17 protein-coding genes and 1 tRNA gene are annotated in these 17,608 nt (G+C 67.8%); 5 read left to right on the top strand and 13 right to left on the bottom strand.

Annotation, left to right across the window (positions count from 1 at the left end; genetic code table 11):
* Positions 1-2: 2 nt before the first annotated feature.
* Complete coding sequence (locus tag HV783_RS06805; RefSeq protein ID WP_054417899.1) at positions 3-800, bottom strand: MetQ/NlpA family ABC transporter substrate-binding protein; 798 nt, start codon at positions 798-800, stop codon at positions 3-5.
* Between the two features lie 181 nt (positions 801-981).
* Between HV783_RS06805 and HV783_RS06800 the strand changes: the two genes are divergently transcribed.
* Positions 982-2,055, top strand: coding sequence for a DUF6817 domain-containing protein (locus HV783_RS06800; RefSeq protein WP_070540700.1), 1,074 nt, complete (start codon positions 982-984; stop codon positions 2,053-2,055).
* Positions 2,056-2,176: 121 nt separating this feature from the next.
* Here HV783_RS06800 and HV783_RS06795 read toward each other — a convergent pair whose 3' ends face one another.
* The 5 genes from HV783_RS06795 to hemA all read right to left on the bottom strand — a co-directional run bounded on the left by HV783_RS06795 (position 2,177) and on the right by hemA (position 6,515).
* Entirely contained in the window at positions 2,177-2,740 is a 564-nt protein-coding gene (locus HV783_RS06795; RefSeq protein WP_020926056.1) for a UbiX family flavin prenyltransferase, read from the bottom strand.
* Positions 2,741-2,744: 4 nt separating this feature from the next.
* Positions 2,745-3,071, bottom strand: coding sequence for a Grx4 family monothiol glutaredoxin (gene grxD / locus HV783_RS06790; protein ID WP_020926055.1), 327 nt, complete (start codon positions 3,069-3,071; stop codon positions 2,745-2,747).
* A 139-nt stretch (positions 3,072-3,210) separates the two neighbouring features.
* Positions 3,211-4,038 (bottom strand): peptide chain release factor N(5)-glutamine methyltransferase, encoded by an 828-nt coding sequence (prmC, locus tag HV783_RS06785; protein WP_144655670.1) that lies wholly within the window; start codon positions 4,036-4,038, stop codon positions 3,211-3,213.
* Between the two features lie 37 nt (positions 4,039-4,075).
* On the bottom strand, positions 4,076-5,158 hold the full coding sequence (gene prfA, locus HV783_RS06780; protein WP_063584757.1) for a peptide chain release factor 1: 1,083 nt from the start codon (positions 5,156-5,158) through the stop codon (positions 4,076-4,078).
* Between the two features lie 82 nt (positions 5,159-5,240).
* Entirely contained in the window at positions 5,241-6,515 is a 1,275-nt protein-coding gene (gene hemA / locus HV783_RS06775) for a glutamyl-tRNA reductase (protein ID WP_006391699.1), read from the bottom strand.
* A gap of 328 nt (positions 6,516-6,843) precedes the next feature.
* Here hemA and HV783_RS06770 point away from each other — a divergent pair.
* Positions 6,844-6,919, top strand: a tRNA-Phe gene (locus HV783_RS06770).
* Positions 6,920-7,010: 91 nt separating this feature from the next.
* On the opposite strand, the gene HV783_RS06765 is transcribed toward HV783_RS06770, so the two are convergent.
* Both HV783_RS06765 and HV783_RS06760 read right to left on the bottom strand, forming a co-directional pair.
* The gene (locus tag HV783_RS06765; RefSeq protein WP_175188843.1) at positions 7,011-7,619 is read right to left on the bottom strand and encodes a LysE family translocator; all 609 of its coding nucleotides are present in this window, start codon (positions 7,617-7,619) and stop codon (positions 7,011-7,013) included.
* A gap of 78 nt (positions 7,620-7,697) precedes the next feature.
* Positions 7,698-8,174 (bottom strand): Lrp/AsnC family transcriptional regulator, encoded by a 477-nt coding sequence (locus tag HV783_RS06760; protein WP_049076679.1) that lies wholly within the window; start codon positions 8,172-8,174, stop codon positions 7,698-7,700.
* Positions 8,175-8,368: 194 nt separating this feature from the next.
* Here HV783_RS06760 and HV783_RS06755 point away from each other — a divergent pair, with 194 nt between their 5' ends.
* A complete protein-coding gene (locus HV783_RS06755) occupies positions 8,369-9,013 on the top strand; it encodes a LysE family translocator (protein WP_081089637.1) in 645 nt (214 codons plus the stop codon).
* 22 nt (positions 9,014-9,035) lie between these two features.
* Positions 9,036-9,935: an EamA family transporter gene (locus HV783_RS06750; RefSeq protein WP_175188842.1), complete on the top strand. Its 900-nt coding sequence runs from the start codon at positions 9,036-9,038 to the stop codon at positions 9,933-9,935.
* A 6-nt stretch (positions 9,936-9,941) separates the two neighbouring features.
* Here the strand turns inward: HV783_RS06750 and HV783_RS06745 are convergent, their stop codons facing one another.
* From HV783_RS06745 to HV783_RS06725, 5 genes are all read right to left on the bottom strand, one after another.
* Complete coding sequence (locus tag HV783_RS06745; protein WP_175188841.1) at positions 9,942-10,925, bottom strand: Bug family tripartite tricarboxylate transporter substrate binding protein; 984 nt, start codon at positions 10,923-10,925, stop codon at positions 9,942-9,944.
* Positions 10,926-11,037: 112 nt separating this feature from the next.
* Positions 11,038-11,823 (bottom strand): 2-oxo-tetronate isomerase, encoded by a 786-nt coding sequence (otnI, locus tag HV783_RS06740; protein WP_175188840.1) that lies wholly within the window; start codon positions 11,821-11,823, stop codon positions 11,038-11,040.
* Positions 11,824-11,896: 73 nt separating this feature from the next.
* The gene (locus tag HV783_RS06735) at positions 11,897-13,909 is read right to left on the bottom strand and encodes a TonB-dependent receptor domain-containing protein (protein WP_175188868.1); all 2,013 of its coding nucleotides are present in this window, start codon (positions 13,907-13,909) and stop codon (positions 11,897-11,899) included.
* Between the two features lie 210 nt (positions 13,910-14,119).
* A complete protein-coding gene (locus HV783_RS06730) occupies positions 14,120-15,217 on the bottom strand; it encodes a M14 family metallopeptidase (RefSeq protein WP_064527344.1) in 1,098 nt (365 codons plus the stop codon).
* Entirely contained in the window at positions 15,217-16,548 is a 1,332-nt protein-coding gene (locus HV783_RS06725) for an MFS transporter (protein WP_175143365.1), read from the bottom strand. Before HV783_RS06725 ends, HV783_RS06730 begins: the two co-directional genes overlap by 1 nt.
* A 144-nt stretch (positions 16,549-16,692) precedes the next feature.
* Here HV783_RS06725 and HV783_RS06720 point away from each other — a divergent pair, with 144 nt between their 5' ends.
* On the top strand, positions 16,693-17,583 hold the full coding sequence (locus HV783_RS06720; protein WP_054500461.1) for a LysR substrate-binding domain-containing protein: 891 nt from the start codon (positions 16,693-16,695) through the stop codon (positions 17,581-17,583).
* The last annotated feature ends 25 nt before the right edge of the window (positions 17,584-17,608 follow it).

The raw sequence follows: 17,608 nt of genomic DNA, 5'->3' as shown, positions 1-17,608 counted from the left end.
GCTTACCAGGAGGTGGAATACGCGCCAGGGAACTTCTGCGCCACGAAGGCCTTCACCTCGTCGGACTGGTAGGCCTTGATGAAGCGCGCGATGCGCGGATCGTTCTTGTTGTCCTCGCGTGCGGCGATGACCACGGCGGCGAACGGCGCATCCTTGCTTTCCAGCGCCAGCGCATCCTTGGCGGGCGACAGGCCGGCCGGGATGGCGTAGGCCGAATTCACCGCGGCGGCGTCCACGTCGGCCAGCGAGTGCGGCAGCTGCGCGGCCTCGATCTCGACGAACTTGAGCTTCTTGGGGTTGTCGACCACGTCGAACAGCGAGGCCGTCACGGTCACGCCGTCCTTGAGCTTGATGAGCTTGGCGGCCTGCAGCACCAGCAGCGCGCGGGCGCCGTTGGTCGGGTCGTTGGGGATCGCCACCTTGGCGCCCGGCTGCAGGTCGTCCAGCGACTTCACGCGCTTGGAATAGATGCCCATCTGCTGCACCACGGCCGTGGCCACCGGCACCAGCTTGTAGCCGCGCGCCTTGTTCTGCGATTCCAGGAAGGGCTTGTGCTGGTAGATGTTCAGGTCCAGTTCCTTGGCGTCCAGCGCGGCATTGGGCTGGATGAAGTCGCTGAACTCGACCAGCTTGACCTTCAGGCCCTGCCTGGCCGCGACCTGCTGCACCACTTCGCCGATCTGGGCGTGCGGGCCGACGGTCACGCCGACTTTCAGTTCGGCGTCCTGCGCCATGGCCGGCGCGGCGGCGGCGAATCCGATCAGGGTGGCAAGGGCGGCCAGGGTGTGGCGTAGACGCATGGGAATCTCGGCAATCGAACAAGGGAAGGGAAGCCCCGGATTCTAGTGAGCGCCCTTCAAAACCGGAAGCGATGAATTTTCATATTGATATGCTTATTTCCATATAAGCGCCGCGCCATGACAAGCACGCTTGCGCACGACACAATAGCGGCTGGATTCCCAACCCCTTGCCGTCATTGCCATGCCCACCCCCAACGAACTGCATCCGCACGCGCGCGCCCTGCTGGCCGACCACTATGCCGCCGTCGATGCCGACCTGCCCGTCCTGCTCGACCTGCTGTTTGCCCGCAGCGCCGGCGAAGACTGGCACAAGGCCGGCACCTTCAAGCACCACCTGCTGGGCGTCTACCGCACCCTGGCGCTGTGGAACCAGCCGCGCGAAGTGCGGCTGCTGGGCCTGTTCCACAGCGTGTATGGCAACGAGTACGTCGATCTCACCCTGTTCGACCGCGAGCGCGAACGCAGCACGCTGCGCGAAGTGCTGGGCGCCGAAGCCGAGGAATGGGTCAGCCTGTTCTGCGCCATGCCGCGCACCCGCTTCGTGCAGGCCATCCTGCAAGGCCAGGGCCAGGGGCCCGAGGGCCTGACGCTGGAAGGCGCCGACGGCCAGGTCTTCACCTTCACGCCGCGCCAGGTCGCCGCCTTCATCGTGGTGTCGGCCGCCGACATCGGCGAACAGTGGCATAGCTGGCAGGACGAGATCTTCGCCGGCTATCCACAGCAGCAGCGCCGCGACCTCAAATCACACTGGGCCGCCTCGCTGTGGCCCGGCCCGCTGAAGCCGCCGTCGAACATCCTGTCGATGCTGTCGCACCTGCTGGCGCCGCTGTCGGCGCTGCCGGCCGATACCGGCATCCCCGTGCCACCCGCGTTCGACCATTGCCGCGCCACGCTCAGCCCGCGCGACGAGGCCGCCGCCAGCGCGCTGTACTGGCAGGTCGTCACGCGCATGCATCCGCAGACCGAAATGGACACCGCGCGCCACATGCTGGAAGCCGCGGTGGCGCACAACCCGTGGGTCGCCGAGCCGCGCCTGCTGCTGGCACAACTGGCGCTGACGGCGGGCGACTTCGAGGCCGCCGAAGGCCACGCGGCCGCCGGCCTGGCTGCCTTGCAGGCCTGGGGCACCGCGTGGGACAAGCGCATCGAGTGGGCCGGCTGGATGGCCTGGGCCCGCATCGAACTGCAGAACGCCCGCGCGCGCCGCTGGCCGGAGAACCTGGCGGCGCTCAACGGGCTGGGCCTGGTGGAATGACTGCCGCGCGGCTTGCGGCGTGCTGATCGCCTGCCACAACGCGCGCTGAAACGAAAACGCCCCAGGAATCGGTAGATCCCCGGGGCGTTTGACCTTCACGGCCCATAGGCCGCGACGGCGCTTATTTCATGCCTTCCCAGTGCGGACCGGGCACATGGATGTCGAACAGCTCCAGCACCCGGGCCACGGTGTGGTCCACCATCTCTTCGATGCTGGCCGGCCGGTGATAGAACGCCGGCAGCGGCGGGAACACGATGCCGCCCATCTCGGTGACGGCGGTCATGTTGCGCAGGTGCGCCAGGTTGAAGGGCGTCTCGCGCACCATCATCACCAGGCGGCGGCGCTCCTTGAGCGTAACGTCGGCCGCGCGCGTGATGAGGTTGTCGGAAAGGCCATGGGCCACGGCCGCCAGCGTGCGCATCGAGCACGGCACGATGACCATGCCGGCCGTCTGGAACGCGCCGCTGGCGAGCGTGGCGCCCACATCGCGCACGCTGTGCACGTGGTCGGCCAGCGCGTAGACATCATGGCGGCTGACATCGAGTTCGTGCTTGATGTTCAGCACGCCCGAGGCCGACACCACCAGGTGCGTCTCGACGTCGTCCACGCCGCGCAGCGCCTGCAGCATGCGCACCGCGTACAGGGAGCCGGTGGCCCCCGTGATGCCGACGACCAGTCGCCGCATGGAATCAGGCCGTGGCGCCGGATTGCTCCAGCAGGGTCTTGAGCTCGCCCGACTCGTTCATCTCATTCATGATGTCCGAACCGCCGATGAATTCGCCGGCCACGTACAACTGCGGAATGGTGGGCCAGTTCGAGAATTCCTTGATGCCCTGGCGGACTTCGTCGTCCTCCAGCACATTCACGGTGACCAGCTTCTTGACGCCACAGCTCTTGAGGATCTGGATGGCCTTGCCGGAAAAGCCGCATTGCGGGAATTGGGCGGTGCCCTTCATGAACAGCACGACGGGGTGCTGGGTCACGGTTTCGCGGATGAATTCTTGAACGTCGCTCATGGTGGTCTCTTGGACAGGAGGCATAACGGAATACGCCAATTATAGGTACAGGCGGGATTTCGTCCCGGATACCCCGGGGCCGCCCCCGGGAATCGGCCGCTTGCGGCGCGGCTGCCGGTTACAAATCGCCGGCCCGGCGTCAGCCGCGCCCCGGCCAGCGCCCGCCGGAAATGCGCTCGATGCCGGCCAGGTCGCGTCGGCTATGGACATCGCTGAAGCCCGTCGCCGCCAGCAGGCCGCGCACGGCCTCGGCCTGGTCCCAACCGTGCTCCATCCACAGCGCGCCCCCCGCCTTCAGGTGGCGATGGGCGCCGGCCACGATGCGGCGCAGGTCTTCCAGGCCATCGGCGCCGTCGGTCAACGCGCCACGCGGCTCGAAGCGCACGTCGCCCTGCCCCAGGTGCGGATCGTCGCTGGCGACATAGGGCGGGTTGGACACGATCAGGTCGAAGCCCTCGCCTGCCGGCACCGCGTCGTACCAACTGCCCTCGACGAAGCGCACCGAGGCCGTCAGCTCCCAGGCATTGCCCGCGGCCACGGCCAGCGCGGCGGCGCTGACGTCGCTGGCCATCACGCGAGCATCACGGCGCGCCAGGGCGATCGAGATGGCGATGGCGCCGCTGCCCGTGCCCAGGTCCAGCACGGCGGGCGCGGACTGTCCGGCCACGCATTCCAGCGCGGTTTCCACCAGCACCTCGGTGTCCGGGCGCGGGATCAGCACGTCCGGCGTGACGCGGAACATGTGCCCCATGAACTCGCGCTGGCCCAGCAGATAGGCCATCGGCTCGCCGGCCAGGCGGCGCTGCGCCAGCGCCTCGTAGGCCGCAGCCGTTTCCGGCGCCAGCGGATCGGTGTCGTGCGCCAGCAGCCAGGCGCGCGGCTTGGCCAGCACGTGCTCGAGCAGCATGCGCACCTCGAGCCGGGGCAGGCGCGTGTCCAGCAACAGGCTCTTGATCTGGGTCGTCATGGTCGAAACGTTCTCGCCGAAGGGGCCGCCCAGCCGCTCAGATATCGTCGCCCAGCGCCGCCAACTGCTCGGCCTGGTGCTCGGCGATCAGGGCGCCGGTCAGCTCCTCCAGATCGCCTTCCATGATCTGCTGCAGCTTGTACAGCGTCAGGTTGATGCGGTGGTCGGTGACGCGGCCCTGCGGGAAGTTGTAGGTGCGGATACGCTCGGAACGGTCGCCGGAACCGATCAGGCTCTTGCGCTCGGCCGCTTCCTTGCTCTGGCGCTCACGCGTTTCCTTGTCCTTCAGGCGCGCGGCCAGCACCTGCATGGCCTTGTCCTTGTTGCGGTGCTGCGAGCGGTCGTCCTGGCATTCCACCACCAGCCCGGTCGGCAAGTGCGTGATGCGCACGGCCGAATCGGTCTTGTTGATGTGCTGGCCGCCGGCGCCGCTGGCGCGGAAGGTGTCGATGCGCAGGTCGCTCGGGTTGATGACGATCTCCGACATCTCGTCGGCTTCGGCCATGATGGCCACCGTGCAGGCCGAGGTGTGGATGCGGCCCTGCGCCTCGGTGGCGGGCACGCGCTGCACGCGGTGCGCGCCGGACTCGAATTTCAGGCGGCCGTAGGCGCCGTCGCCCTCGATGCGCGCGATCACTTCCTTGTAGCCGCCCAGCTCCGACGGGCTTTCCGACATCAGCTCGACGCGCCAGCCGCGCTGTTCGGCGTAGCGCGTGTACATGCGCAGCAGGTCGCCCGAGAACAACGCGCTTTCATCGCCGCCGGTGCCGGCGCGGATTTCCAGGAACACGCTGCGGCCGTCATTGGGGTCGCGCGGCAGCAGCAGCAACTGCAGCGCCGCCTCCAGCGATTCGAGCTTGACGCGGCCGCTCTTGATCTCGTCCTCGGCCATCGCCTTCAGCTCGGGATCGGACAACATCTCCTGCGCGGCCGCCAGGTCTTCCTCGCCGCGCACGAAGGCGGTGAACGCCTCGACCACCGGCTCCAGCTCGGCGCGCTCGCGCGAAAGCTTGCGGAAGCGGTCCATGTCGGCCGCGGTTTCCGGTTCGGCCAGCAACGCGTCCACCTCGATCAGGCGGTGACACAGATGCTCCAGCCGGCTGCGCATGGAAGATTTCATGATGGGAATTCAGCAAGGGAAAACGGAAATGGCGGGCGCCCGTGACGAGCGCCCGCCGCAAGGCGGGGCGGAGGCAGCGCCGCTAACGGCGCGAGTCGCGGCCGGGGAACAGGCGCGGCATCCAGGCAAGCAATTGCTTGCGGTCCTCGCCTTCGCTGCGGTTCAACGCCGCCAGCGGGCCATGCAGATATTTCTGGGTCAGGCCGTGGGCCAGTTGCTCGAGCACGGCCTCCGGCGATTCGCCGCGCGCCAGCAGGCGGCGGGCGCGTTCGAGTTCGGCGGCGCTGACATCTTCGGCGGCCTGGTGCAGGTCGCGGATGACGGGCACCACTTCGCGCGATTGCATCCAGTGCATGAAGCCCTGGACGCGGGTTTCGATGATGGCCTCGGCCTGCACCACCGCGGCGCGGCGCGCGTCGGTGCCGGTCTGGACCAGGCGGCCCAGGTCATCGACGGAATACAGGTAGACGTCGTCCAGGCGGCCGACCTCGGGTTCGATGTCGCGCGGCACGGCCAGGTCGATCATCACCATGGGGCGGTGGCGGCGCAGGCGCGTGGCCCGTTCCACCATCCCCAAACCGAGGATGGGCAGGGAGCTGGCCGTACAGGAGACCACCACGTCGAATTCGGACAGGCGGTCGGTCAGGTCCGACAGCTTCATGGTGCTGGCCGAGAACCGGTTGGCCAGCAGCTCGGCGCGTTCGGCCGTGCGATTGGCCACCACCATGCTGCGCGGACGCTGTGCGGCGAAGTGGGTGGCGCAAAGCTCGATCATTTCGCCCGCGCCGATGAACAGCGTGCGGGCCTGATCGAGGTTGCCGAACACGCGTTCGGCCAGGCGCACCGCGGCGGCGGCCATGGACACCGACTGCGCGCCGATGGCGGTCTGCGAGCGGACTTCCTTGGCCACCGAGAAGGTGCGCTGGAACATCTGGTGGAGCAGCGTGCCGAGCGAACCGGCTTCGCCAGCCGCGCGCACGGCGTCCTTCATCTGGCCGACGATCTGGGTTTCGCCCAGCACCATGGAATCGAGCCCGCTGGCCACGCGGAAGGCGTGGCGCACGGCGTCGTCCTGCTGATGACGGTACAGATGCGGGCGCAGCGTGCCGGCATCGAGGCGGTTGTGCTCGGCCAGCCACGCGGGCAACTGGTCGGCCACGTGGCCGTCGGCGGCGCAATAGATTTCGGTGCGGTTGCAGGTCGACAGGATGGCGGCTTCGCGCACCGACCCGCCGAACGCGGAACGCAGGCCTTCCAGCGCCGGCTTGACCAGATCGACGGGCATGGACACGCGTTCGCGAACCGAAACCGGCGCGGACGTGTGATTCAGACCGAAGGCTAGGACAGCTACCGACATGTAAAGGACAAGGCCGTGAGTATTAGAGCTGTGGTCCCCGCAAAGCCCATGCGGTGCAGCGTGCATGTAACAGCGGACCGGCCATGATTATACTCCCGCGGGTTATCCCCACGCCATTTGGCGTCCCGACCGCGACCCTGCGTCGCACCCCTCGCGACCCGTGTCGCCCCGCCACGTGACCTTGCGTCGCCCCCCATGCAATGGCCGTTTGCGGTAGTATGCGCCCCTTGCCCCTTTCCACGTTGGAAGGCGCCCCGGAAATTCTTCAAACTTTTTTCGAGGCGACTGGCACAAGTCCAAAAAATTGTGTATAGTTGCGGACTTCGTTGGCCTGGTAGCTCAGTTGGTAGAGCAGCGGATTGAAAATCCGCGTGTCGGTGGTTCGATTCCGCCCCAGGCCACCAGAATTAAAAAGCCCGGCTCCTTGGAGTCGGGCTTTTGCATTGCGGGGCGGCCAACGCATCGGCAATGCTCGATGATCAAAACCCACGATGATCAAGACCCCGGCAACGCCGCCCCCATCGCCGCGAACAATCCCCCGCACACCTTGTTGAAGCGCCGCCCCGCGCGCTCCAGCCACGGCCGCACGCGGTGCGCCAGGCGCGCCAACACGTACTCCACCACGAACTCGATGGCCACGAAGGTCGCGGCCATGATCACGAATTGCGTCAACAGGCTGCGCCCCGGATCGATGAATTGCGGCAGGAACGCGCCGTAGAACAGCAGCGCCTTGGGATTGGCGATCGCCGACAAGAAACCCTGGCTGAACATGCGCGTGCCGCGCAGCCGCGCCATGTCGGGCGCCGGGCGCAGTTGCACACCGGGCGAACGCCATAGCTGGATGCCGAGCCAGACCAGATAGGCGCCGCCGGCCCACTTCAGCACCGTCAGCGCCGGCCCCCAGGCCTTGAGCAATGCGCTGATGCCCAGCATCGACAAGGCGATCAGCGCAATGAAGCCAGCCGCGCCGCCAGCGATGGTGCACAGCGCCTTGCGATGCCCGTGCAGCGCACCGTGGGTCAGCGCCAGCAAGGTGTTGGGGCCGGGGGTGATCGACAGGCCGATCACGGCAACCAAATAGATGAGCCAGCTATGCAATGCCATGGCGGTGAGACACGGAAAGAGAGGGAGGCGGCCAGTCTAGCGCCGCCGGCGCGGGCCGCGCAATTGCCGGCGAGTCCGCTATGCCTGGCCCGGATGCGTGGTCGGCACCGCCAGTCCGTACTTGACGCGGTTCATCACCACCAGCGTCGAAAAGCGCTTCACGTTGGGGTCGCCCCAGAAGTGGCGCTGCGCGAAGGCGTCGTACTCCGCCATGTCGCGCACGGTCATGGTGACGACGAAATCCACTTCGCCCGTGACCGCCAGGCACTGCATGATCTCCGGCGCGTTGCGCATCGCGCGCTTGAAGGTGTCCAGCTTGTCGGCGCGTTCGCTCTCGAGCGACACCAACACCACCATCATGATGTCGCGCCCCACCGCCGCCGGGTCCACTACCGACACATCGCCCAGCACCGCCCCGGATTCGCGCAGCCGCTTCATGCGCCGCAGGCACGAGACCGGCGACAGGTTCACGCGCTCGGCCACCTCCTGGCTGGTGCGCTGGTTGTCTTCCTGCAGGCTTTGCAGGATCTGAAGGTCGAAATCGTCTAGTTCCATGGGGGTCTCGGCGCCGCAGCGGTCCAGGCCGCGCGGGCCTGTAGCCTGATTCTAAACGGGCGCGCCGCGCGACCCGCCCCCAAATTCGACGGGAAACTTCATTTGCGCACCGCCCGCTGCAGGAATTAATCACCCGCCTTGCTTACACTGGGAACCCTCTGGCCGCCCTCGCGGCCAGGCGCAGCCCGATTCCCATGCCGTCACTCCAGCTTTTCCTGCTCTTCCTGGCCGCCGATGCGGCGTTGAAACTCACTCCCGGCCCGGACATGGCGCTGACGCTGTCGCGAGGCATGACGCAGGGATTCCGGCCGGCGTTCCATAGCGTGCTGGGCAATGTGGCGGCGGGTTTCATCCAGGTGCCGGCCGTGGTGCTGGGACTGGCCTCGGTGCTGCAGGCGTTTCCGACGCTGTTCCTGGCGATCAAGGCGGCGGGCGGCCTGTACCTGGGTTATCTGGGCATCAAGGCCATGCTGCGCTGCGCCCGTGACGCCGACGTTTCCCTGGCCGCGCGGCCCGGCGACGCGCGCGACGCGTTCTGGCAGGGCTTCATGACCAATCTGCTGAACCCGAAGGTGCTGCTGTTCATGATCGCCTTCCTGCCGCAGTTCACCACGCCGGACAACGGCCCGGTCTGGATCCAGATGCTGGTGCTGGGCGTGACCATGAAGGCGTTGAGCCTGCCCTATGGCAGTTGCTTTGCCTACGGCGCGTCGCGCATCCGCGGCTGGGTCGGCCGCAACCCGTGGTTCCTGCGCATGCAGCAAGGACTGCTGGGCGCGATCATGCTGGCACTGGCCCTGTACGTGCTCTACTCCACCGCCCTGACCTTGAACCCCTGATTCTTTCCGCAGACGCAGCACCATGACCGCCGCCACCCTTCCATCCGGACGCGATGCCTCCGCCTCCACCCTGATGCCGACCCTGTCGCTGATCGGCGCCATGGCCTCGCTGTGCATCGGCACGTCGTTCGCCAAGTCGCTGTTTCCCGAGGTGGGCGCGCAAGGCACGACGGCCTATCGCATCGTCATCGGCGCCATCATCCTCATCGCGTTCTGGCGCCCATGGCGCTTTCCGCTGACCGCGCGCAACGCCGCCAAGATCGCGCTGTACGGCGTGACGCTGGCCTGCATGAACCTGCTGTTCTACATGGCGCTGCGCACCCTGCCGCTGGGCGTGGCGATCGCCATCGAGTTCACCGGGCCGCTGACCCTGGCGGTGGTGCTGTCGCGGCGCGCCATCGACTTCGTCTGGATCGCCTGCGCGCTGGCCGGGCTGGTGCTGCTGATCCCGACCGGCCAGTCGATGCACGACCTCGATCCCGTCGGGATCGCTTATGCGCTGGGCGCGGCGGTGTGCTGGGCGCTGTACATCATCTTCGGCAAGATGGCCGGCAACGTGCACGGCGGACAGGCCACGTCGCTGGGCCTGCTGGCGGCCACCATGGTGGCGCTGCCGGTGGGCGCGGCCCACGCCGGCATGGCGCTGCTGGATCCCAAGCTGATCCTTGCCGGCGTGGCGGTCGGCATCCTGTCGAGCGCCCTGCCCTATTCGCTGGAGATGGTGGCGTTGCGGCGCCTGCCGCAAAAGACCTTCGGCGTGCTGCTGAGCATGGAGCCCGTCATGGGCGCGCTGGCCGGCGTCATCGTGCTGAACGAACACCTGTCCGGCACGCAGTGGCTGGCGATCTGCGGCATCATCATCGCCTCGGCCGGCTGCGCCGCCACCGCGCGGCGGCAAAAACGCGCGGCGGCCGAGGGCTAAGACCCGTCAATCCACCGAGATATTCTTCTGGCGGATCACCGCGCCCCAGTTCTCGTATTCACGATGCGCGTAGTCGAAGAAATCGTTCGACGAGCTGCCCATCGGCTCCATGCCCTGCAGCTTGAGCTGCTTGATCACCTCGGGCGACTTCAACGCCGCCTGGATCGCGCCGCTGAGCTTGTCGACCACCGCCTTGGGCGTGCGCGCCGGCGCCACCACGCCCTGCCAGGCGGTCGCTTCCAGCGGCGGGCCGCCGGCCTCGCCGAAGGTGGGCACGTCGGGCAGTTGTTCCGAGCGCGCGTTGGCCGGCACCGCGATGGCGCGCAGCTTGCCCGCCTGGATCAACGGCCGCGCGGCCGCCATGTCGGCCATCATCAGCGGCACCACGCCCGCCGCCACGTCCTGCAAGGCCGGTGGCGTGCCCTTGTAGGGAATCGCCGTGGCCTTGGCGCCGAACATCGACAGGAACAACTCCATCGCCAGATGGTGCGGACTGCCCACGCCCAGCGACGCATAGCTGGCCTTCTTGTCGTCGGCCAGGTACGCCATCACTTCGGGCATGTTCTTCAGATCGGAGGCCGGCGAGGCCACCAGCACGATCGGCAGCGCCACCAGCGTCGAGACCGGTTTCAGGTTCTTCCATGGGTCGTACGGCAATTGCTTGTAGAGCCACGGATTGAGCGCAAGCGTGCTCATGCCGGCGGTCATCAGCGTGTAGCCATCTGGCGCGGCGCGCGCGGTTTCCTGGGCGGCGACGATGGTGGCGGCGCCCGGGCGGTTCTCCACCACCACCGGCTGGCCCAGCGTCTGGCTCACGTGCCTGGCCACGATGCGGGTGGCCAGGTCGCTGCCGCCACCGGCGCTGAACGGCACCAGCCAGCGGATGGGATGCTCGGGGAATTCCCCGGCCAGCGCGGGCGCGGCTTGCGCGGCGAACGCCGCCACGGCCACGGTTGCCAGCGCGCGGCGGATGAAGCCTCTTCTGGACATGGGGTTGTCTCCTGGTATTTTGAATATAATTAACATATTAACTATATTTCCGGCGCCCGGCGAGCAGCACTGCGTAGGACGATCATGGACGCGGCATCGGCGCGGCGCCGCATCAAGCGCGGGCCGCGGCCAGCCAGCGCAGGCCGGCCGAGGTGCCGGCGGCCGGACGGTACTCGCAGCCGATCCAGCCGCTGTAGCCCAGCTCTCGCAGCACCGAGAAGACCCAGCCGTAGTCCAGCTCGCCCCGGTCGGGTTCCTGGCGCAACGGCACGCCGGCGATCTGCAGGTGCCCGACGCGTCCGGTGGGCAGGTACTGGCGCAGCTTGGCGCTGACGTCGCCTTCGACGATCTGGCAGTGGTACAGGTCCATCTGCACTTTCAGGTTGGGCGCGTTGACCGCCTGCACCACCTGGTGCGCCTCGTCCTGGCGATTGAGGAAATAGCCGGGAATGTCGCGCGTGTTGATGGGCTCGATCAGCAGCGTCACGCCGGCCGAGCGCGCCTGGCGCGCGGCCCAGTCGAGGTTCTCGCGATAGCAGTCCAGCATTTCAGCGCGCGTGACGCCTTCGGGCATCAGCCCCGCCATCACATGGACCTGGGCGCAGGCCAGCACCGTGGCGTAGCCCAGCGCCTGCTCGATGCCGGCGCGGAATTCGTCCTGGCGCCCCGGCAGCGCGGCCAGCCCGCGCTCGCCGCGCGAGGCCACGCCCGGCGGCGCGTTGAACAGGACTTGCGACACGCCGGCGGCATCCATGCGCTCACGCACGAACGCGGCCGGCGCTTCGTAGGGAAACATGCATTCCACGCCCGCGAAGCCGTCGGCCGCGGCGGCCGCGTAGCGGTCCAGGAACGCATGTTCCGGGTACATCATCGAAAGATTGGCGGCGAATTTCAGCATGGCGGACTCCGGGGCGGGCGGCATGCCTGGAAATTAGCATATCCACCCGTCACGCCCGCCGCGCCGCGATCCCTCAATACGTCATGCGCACTCCAAGCATCACGCTGCGGCCCGGCAGCGGCGCCACCGACGAGATGAACGAGGCATGGTTGTAGGCCAGCTTGTTCAGCAGGTTGGTGCCGCGCAGGAAGACCTCGTAGCCCGTCGCGCCGTACCGGCCGCGATACGCCACCACGGCGTTGACCAGGTTGTAGCCCGGCGTGCTGTTCTCATACGCGGCGATGTCCTTCTGCGAAAACACGCGCGCGTACTCGACGCCGCCCGACCATTGCTGCCATTTCACGTTGCCGCGCAGGCCCGCGCGCGCCGCCGGGATGCGCGGCAGGTTGCCGTCGCCGCCGGTCAGCTTGCCGCGCACGTAATCGCCGAACACCGCCGCCGAGAACACCGGCGTGAACTGGTGCCGCAGCTCGCCTTCCACGCCGGTGAATTCGGCGTCGCGCTGGGTGTACTCGATCAGGCGGAAATCCTCGTAGCGGTCGAGCGTGTCGGCGTAGATGTAGTTCTTGACCTTGTTGTGGAACACGCTGGCCGAGAACGTCGTGTCGCCCGCATGCTTGCGCAGCGTCAGGTCGATGTTGCGCGAGGTCTCGCGGCCCAGGCCGGTATTGCCCAGTTCATAGGTGTTGGTGGCCAGGTGCACGCCGTCGGCGTACAGCTCCTGCGCGGTCGGCAGCCGTTGCGAGCGCGACAGCGACAGGGCCACCGAATACTGTGGCGCGAAGTCCCAGATGGCCGCGGCCGACAGCGAGGTGCCCGACAGGCTGCTGCGCGGCGCGCCGCCGGCGGGCGCGATGCGCTGCCAATCCTGGCGCGCGCCCAGCTCGAAACGCCAGTCGTTCAACTGGTATTCCTCCAGCACGAACAGGCCGTTGGAACGGGTGCGGCTGCGCGGCAGGAACGCTTCCTCGCCGTCGGCGCGGAAGTCGCTGTAGGCATTCTGCAGGCCGATCACGCCGCGCCAGCCAGCCAGCGGCTTGTGCTGCAGCTCGACGCGCAGGTCGTAGCCCTTGTTCTTGAAGCGGGTGCCGACCTCGCCACCCTCGATCTCCTCGTGCTGATAGTCGGTCAGGCCGCCGCGCACGCGAATCTTCTCGAAACCGGCGAACGGATCCTGGTACTCGGCTCGCAGGTCCAGGCGATCGCTGCGCAGTTTGACGTAGGGCACGCCGCCATGCTCGTGGTCATGGTCGTGATCGTGTCCCTCCTCGTCATGATCGTGGTCGTGGCCGCCGCAATGCAGGTGGGTGCCATGCGGATGGCAACCCTCGTATTCGTGATTGTGGCCGGGCAGGCCGTACTTGCTTTCCAGGTGCGTGAATGCCAGGCCCACGTAACCACGCGGGGTGATCCACGACAGGCCGACCGAGCCCTGCGTCGATTCGCTGTAGGAGCCTGCCAGCTTGCCGCCGGGCCAGTCCGGCACGTCGTAGTCGCTGGTACGCCGCTTCATGCCCTCGACCCGTACCGCGAACTGGCCTTCACCGGCGGTGATGCCGATCGCGCCGGCGCGTTCCTTGGTGCCGGTGGCCCCGCGCAGTTCGGCTTCCAGCTCCACGCCTTGCCCGGGCACCGCGGTGGGAATCTTCTTGTCCACCACGTTCACCACGCCACCGATCGCGCCGCCGCCATACAGCAGGGCGGCAGGGCCGCGCAGCACTTCAATGCGTTCGGCCAGCAGGGGCTCGACCGTCACCGCGTGGTCCGGCGAAATGCCGGAGGCGTCCATCACCTCGGAGCCGTCGGACAGCACCTTGACGCGGGGCGCGGTCTGGCCACGGATCACCGGCCGGCTGGCGCCGCCGCCAAAGGTATCGCTGTTCACGCCAGGCAGGCTCTTCAGGGTCTCGCCCAGCGTGCCGGCGCGGCGCTCGACCAGTTCATCGCCTTCAAGCACGGAGGCGGGCAGCATGGTGCTGTTCAGGTCCAGGCCCAGCGGATTGGCGGACACGGTGATCGGCGCCAAGGCGCGCGGCCGCGACCTGTCGGCCTCGGTCTCGGCCTGCGCAAGCGGCGCAGCCAGCATCAGCGAGCAGACCAGCGGCTTGAACGCCCGTGCGCCGTTCCTGCGCCGCGCCGCCACCGCGCCGCCGCGCTTGCCTCGGGTTCCGTGCGATCCCTGCGTCTTGCCTGTCATCTTTACCCTCATGGATGTTATATCATTACAAATAGCTGAAGGATGATATAACATTTCGATAACAAAACAAGCCGATTCCCTGGATCGGCCCTGAATCCCTCAGTCCGCTGCGGCCTGCAGCCCCAGCAAGGCCTGCAATACGGCCACCCGACTTTGCCCCAGCACCGCGCCGTGCCAGTCCGGCTGGTCGCAATAGAACGCGTCCAGCGTCGCCTGCAGGATCTGGTCGCGCACGGCCGCCGGCGCATCGGGATGCGCGCGCAGCCAGTTGCGCGCGCGCAGCGCGTCCACCACCTGTTCCGACGGCTGCGTGCCGTATTCCAGCGCCATCAGCGTCGGCTGCGAGTCCGGGCAGGCCTGATAGGCCAGCCCGGCCAGATGGCCGGTGATGTCCACCGAGGCCGACGTGCCCTGGTAGGGCACGGCGACATCGGTGCCCCACCAGCGGCGCGCGCGCGCCACTTCAGCCTCGTCGCGGCGACCGGCATAGATCTTCTCGCCGTGCCCGCGCGGCCCCAGCCCGGTATGCACGTCGATCCAGCCGATCCGCGCATAGCCGGCGGCATGATCTTCGAGAATGCGGCGCAGGTTGAGCAGGGACGCGGCCGGGCGGTCGCCGCCATAGAACAGGCCGTCCGGGTGCGTGTACTGCCCGCGGGTCACGGCCTGCTTGAAGGCCGCCAGGCCGTGCTCGCCGATATAGGCGGCAATCTGCTGGCGGTTGGCGTCCGACGGCGGCCATTGCGCCGGCAGCAGCAATTCATGGATCTGCCCGTAGCCGGGGTTGGCCGGCAGAGGCTGCCCATCGAATGGCTGCGCGTTGCGGTTCAGGTCGACGTTGCCCTCGTCGGTGCGGGCGATCCATGAAAAGCCATGCGGGTTCACCGCGTGCACCAGCAGCAGCGCCACGCCGGCCTGGCGCGCGCGCTCCAGCATCTCGGCATCGTCAAGCAACGCCAGTTGGCAGCCCGAGCCACAGAAACCCTCCACGCCGTGGGTCGCGGACGTCATGATCAGCAGCCGCGTGGCGCCGGCATCGCCGATCAGGGCGACATCGGTGGCCAGGTCCTCGCCCTCGCGCCCCTTGGGCTCGATGGCATAGGACGCGAAACGCGTCGCCAGCGGCCGGGCGGCGGCGGTGAAGCGCTCGCGCGCCAGGGCATAGCTGCGGGAAAAGTAAGGGCTAGCGGATTGCATCAGGCCTCCTGGTTGTCGATATCGTCGCCGGTGCGGTCGCGTATCCAGAACAGCACCACCGTGGAAAGCGCCACCGCCGCCATCAGGTACCAGGCGGGCGCCATGGGATTGCCGGTCACGTGCAGCAGCCAGGTCACGAAGAACTGGGCGAAGCCGCCGAAGACCGAGATCCCCAGGCCGTAAACCACCGACATCCCGGTGGTGCGCACGGCTTTCGGAAACAGTTCGGGCAGCATGGTGATGCCGGGCGCCGATTGCAGCGCCAGCAGTATCGACAGCAGCCCCACCACCAGCATCAGCCGCATGCTGCTCGGCGCGGCCACCAGCCACTGAAAGCACGGCAACAGCACCGCCACCGTCGTCACCCGCGACCAGAAGATAACGCGCTTGCGTCCCGCCCGGTCGGCCAGCATGCCGACCAGCGGCGCGAACAGGAAGCCGACCGCGCCCACCACCACGCTGGCCGACAGCGTCGAGGTCGCCGGCAGGCCGAGTTCGCGATGCGCATACGACGGCATGTAGAAGCCGATGATCTGCGCGCAGACCATGCCGCCGATCATCAGCAGGATGCCCTTGGCGACCTCGCTCTTGTGTTCGGCGAACACGCGGCGCAGCGGTTGGTGGCCGGCCACGCGCGGCCGACCGACGGCGGGCTCGTCGACATGCAGCGTCTCTTCGAGATTGCGGCGGATGTAGGCGCCCACCGGCACCGTCAGGATGCCGATCACGAACGGCACGCGCCAGCCCCAGGCCTGCATCTGCTCGACGCTGAGCGCGGCGGTCAGCGTGCCCACCACCACGGCGCCCAGCGCCACCCCGAGCGACTGGCTGCCGAATTGCCAACTGGAATAGAAGCCGCGTCGCGACGCAGGCGCGTGCTCGACCAGCAGCGTGGTCGACGCGCCCACTTCGCCGCCGGCGGCAAAGCCTTGGATCAGCCGGGCCAGCACCATCATCACCGGCCCCAACAGCCCCATCTGCGCATGGGTGGGCGCGGCGGCGATCAGCGCACAGCCCAGGCCCATCAGCCACAGTGTCAGCGTCATGGCTGCGCGGCGGCCGTGGCGGTCGGCGTAGGAGCCGATCAGCATCCCACCCACAGGCCGCATGAGGAAGCCCACGCCGAAGGTGGCCGTGGTCAGCAGCAGTTGCCCGTAGCTGGAGGCCGCCGGAAAGAACAGCGGCCCGATGACCAGCATCAGGAAGGTGAATACGGTGAAGTCGAAGAATTCGAGCGCGTTGCCGATGGTGGTGCCGGCGATGACCCGCCGGCGCATGGAAGGTGTATGCAGGCTGCGCGCGCCGGCGCCGGCCGCGATGGCGATAGACATGTTTTCCCCTTGATGTCCGATCTCTGTGCCGGCCCTGTTTCCGGAAGCCGTGGCTAGTGAATATACGGATGGCCGCCGAAACGCAAAAGACAGTATTTTTGGTGCAGTGATGACTTTTTCTTATAGCCAGCCGTGCCCGCTCCGATGAACCTGCGCCAACTGCGCGCCTTCGTGTTGATCGCCGAACACGGCAGCATCCGCGCGGCCGCCCGCGCCCTGTGCGTGACCCAGCCGGCGGCCACGCGCAGCCTGCGCGAACTGGAACAGAGCCTGGGCGCGGAGTTGGTGCGGCGCAGCGCCAAGGGCGTCGAACTGACCCCCTACGGCCAGGCGCTGCACAAGCGCGCCGTGCTGATCCTGCAGGAAGCGCGGCGGGCGCAGGAAGACATCGACCAGATGCGCGATGGCGAAGGCGGCACGCTCAACCTGGCCATCAGCTCGTCGGCGCTGCCGGTGCTGCCGGCCGCGCTGGCGGCCTTCCGCGCCCGCATGCCGCGCGTGGCGGTGGCCTTCCATGAAGTCGCGCCGCCCTACAGCCTCGAACAGCTCGAGACCGGCCGCTACGACCTGGTGGTGCAGACCGAATACGACGGCGACATCTACGACGGCTTCGCGCGCACCACGCTGTTCACCCTGCCGCTGGCGGTCGGCGCGCGCGCCGATCATCCTTTGCGCCACGCCACCGACCTGGCCGAGCTGCGCGACCTGCTGTGGCTGATGCCAGGCAACACGCAGACGCCGACCAACCTGCTGCGCCTGGCCTATACCGAACGCGGCCTGCCACCCCCCGTCGACGTGATTCCGTGCCAATCCATCGCCATCGCCCTGGCAATCCTGGCCGAGAGCGACGCGGTCGGGTTCTTCGTGCGCAACGGATTTCACCGCATGCTGGCGCCGTCGTCCCTGTGCATGCTGCCGCTGGCGCACCCGCTACCGGCGGCCCGCGTGTCGATCCTGACGCGGGCCGATTCGCCGCCAACGCCGGCTGCGCAATTTTTCATCGACTGCCTGAATCGCGCCCGTGCGACGGCGTGAGCGGGCGGGTTATCATGGGGCCCCG

The sequence above is a fragment of the Achromobacter dolens genome (assembly GCF_902859745.1).
GTDB classification, from domain to species: domain Bacteria; phylum Pseudomonadota; class Gammaproteobacteria; order Burkholderiales; family Burkholderiaceae_B; genus Achromobacter; species Achromobacter dolens.
This window is presented reverse-complemented; position numbering and strand designations above follow the sequence as displayed.

Coding starts and splice junctions, on each gene's coding strand:
- HV783_RS06795 (WP_020926056.1), bottom strand. CDS start 2,740: ATGCGGCGACTGGTCGTCGGCATCACGGGGGCCACCGGCTCCCTGTAC.
- hemA (WP_006391699.1), bottom strand. CDS start 6,515: ATGTCGGTAGCTGTCCTAGCCTTCGGTCTGAATCACACGTCCGCGCCG.
- HV783_RS06755 (WP_081089637.1), top strand. CDS start 8,369: ATGCCGTCACTCCAGCTTTTCCTGCTCTTCCTGGCCGCCGATGCGGCG.
- HV783_RS06750 (WP_175188842.1), top strand. CDS start 9,036: ATGACCGCCGCCACCCTTCCATCCGGACGCGATGCCTCCGCCTCCACC.
- otnI (WP_175188840.1), bottom strand. CDS start 11,823: ATGCTGAAATTCGCCGCCAATCTTTCGATGATGTACCCGGAACATGCG.
- HV783_RS06765 (WP_175188843.1), bottom strand. CDS start 7,619: ATGGCATTGCATAGCTGGCTCATCTATTTGGTTGCCGTGATCGGCCTG.
- grxD (WP_020926055.1), bottom strand. CDS start 3,071: ATGAGCGACGTTCAAGAATTCATCCGCGAAACCGTGACCCAGCACCCC.
- prmC (WP_144655670.1), bottom strand. CDS start 4,038: ATGACGACCCAGATCAAGAGCCTGTTGCTGGACACGCGCCTGCCCCGG.
- HV783_RS06800 (WP_070540700.1), top strand. CDS start 982: ATGCCCACCCCCAACGAACTGCATCCGCACGCGCGCGCCCTGCTGGCC.
- prfA (WP_063584757.1), bottom strand. CDS start 5,158: ATGAAATCTTCCATGCGCAGCCGGCTGGAGCATCTGTGTCACCGCCTG.
- HV783_RS06805 (WP_054417899.1), bottom strand. CDS start 800: ATGCGTCTACGCCACACCCTGGCCGCCCTTGCCACCCTGATCGGATTC.
- HV783_RS06720 (WP_054500461.1), top strand. CDS start 16,693: ATGAACCTGCGCCAACTGCGCGCCTTCGTGTTGATCGCCGAACACGGC.
- HV783_RS06735 (WP_175188868.1), bottom strand. CDS start 13,909: ATGCTGGCTGCGCCGCTTGCGCAGGCCGAGACCGAGGCCGACAGGTCG.
- HV783_RS06725 (WP_175143365.1), bottom strand. CDS start 16,548: ATGTCTATCGCCATCGCGGCCGGCGCCGGCGCGCGCAGCCTGCATACA.
- HV783_RS06730 (WP_064527344.1), bottom strand. CDS start 15,217: ATGCAATCCGCTAGCCCTTACTTTTCCCGCAGCTATGCCCTGGCGCGC.
- HV783_RS06745 (WP_175188841.1), bottom strand. CDS start 10,925: ATGTCCAGAAGAGGCTTCATCCGCCGCGCGCTGGCAACCGTGGCCGTG.
- HV783_RS06760 (WP_049076679.1), bottom strand. CDS start 8,174: ATGGAACTAGACGATTTCGACCTTCAGATCCTGCAAAGCCTGCAGGAA.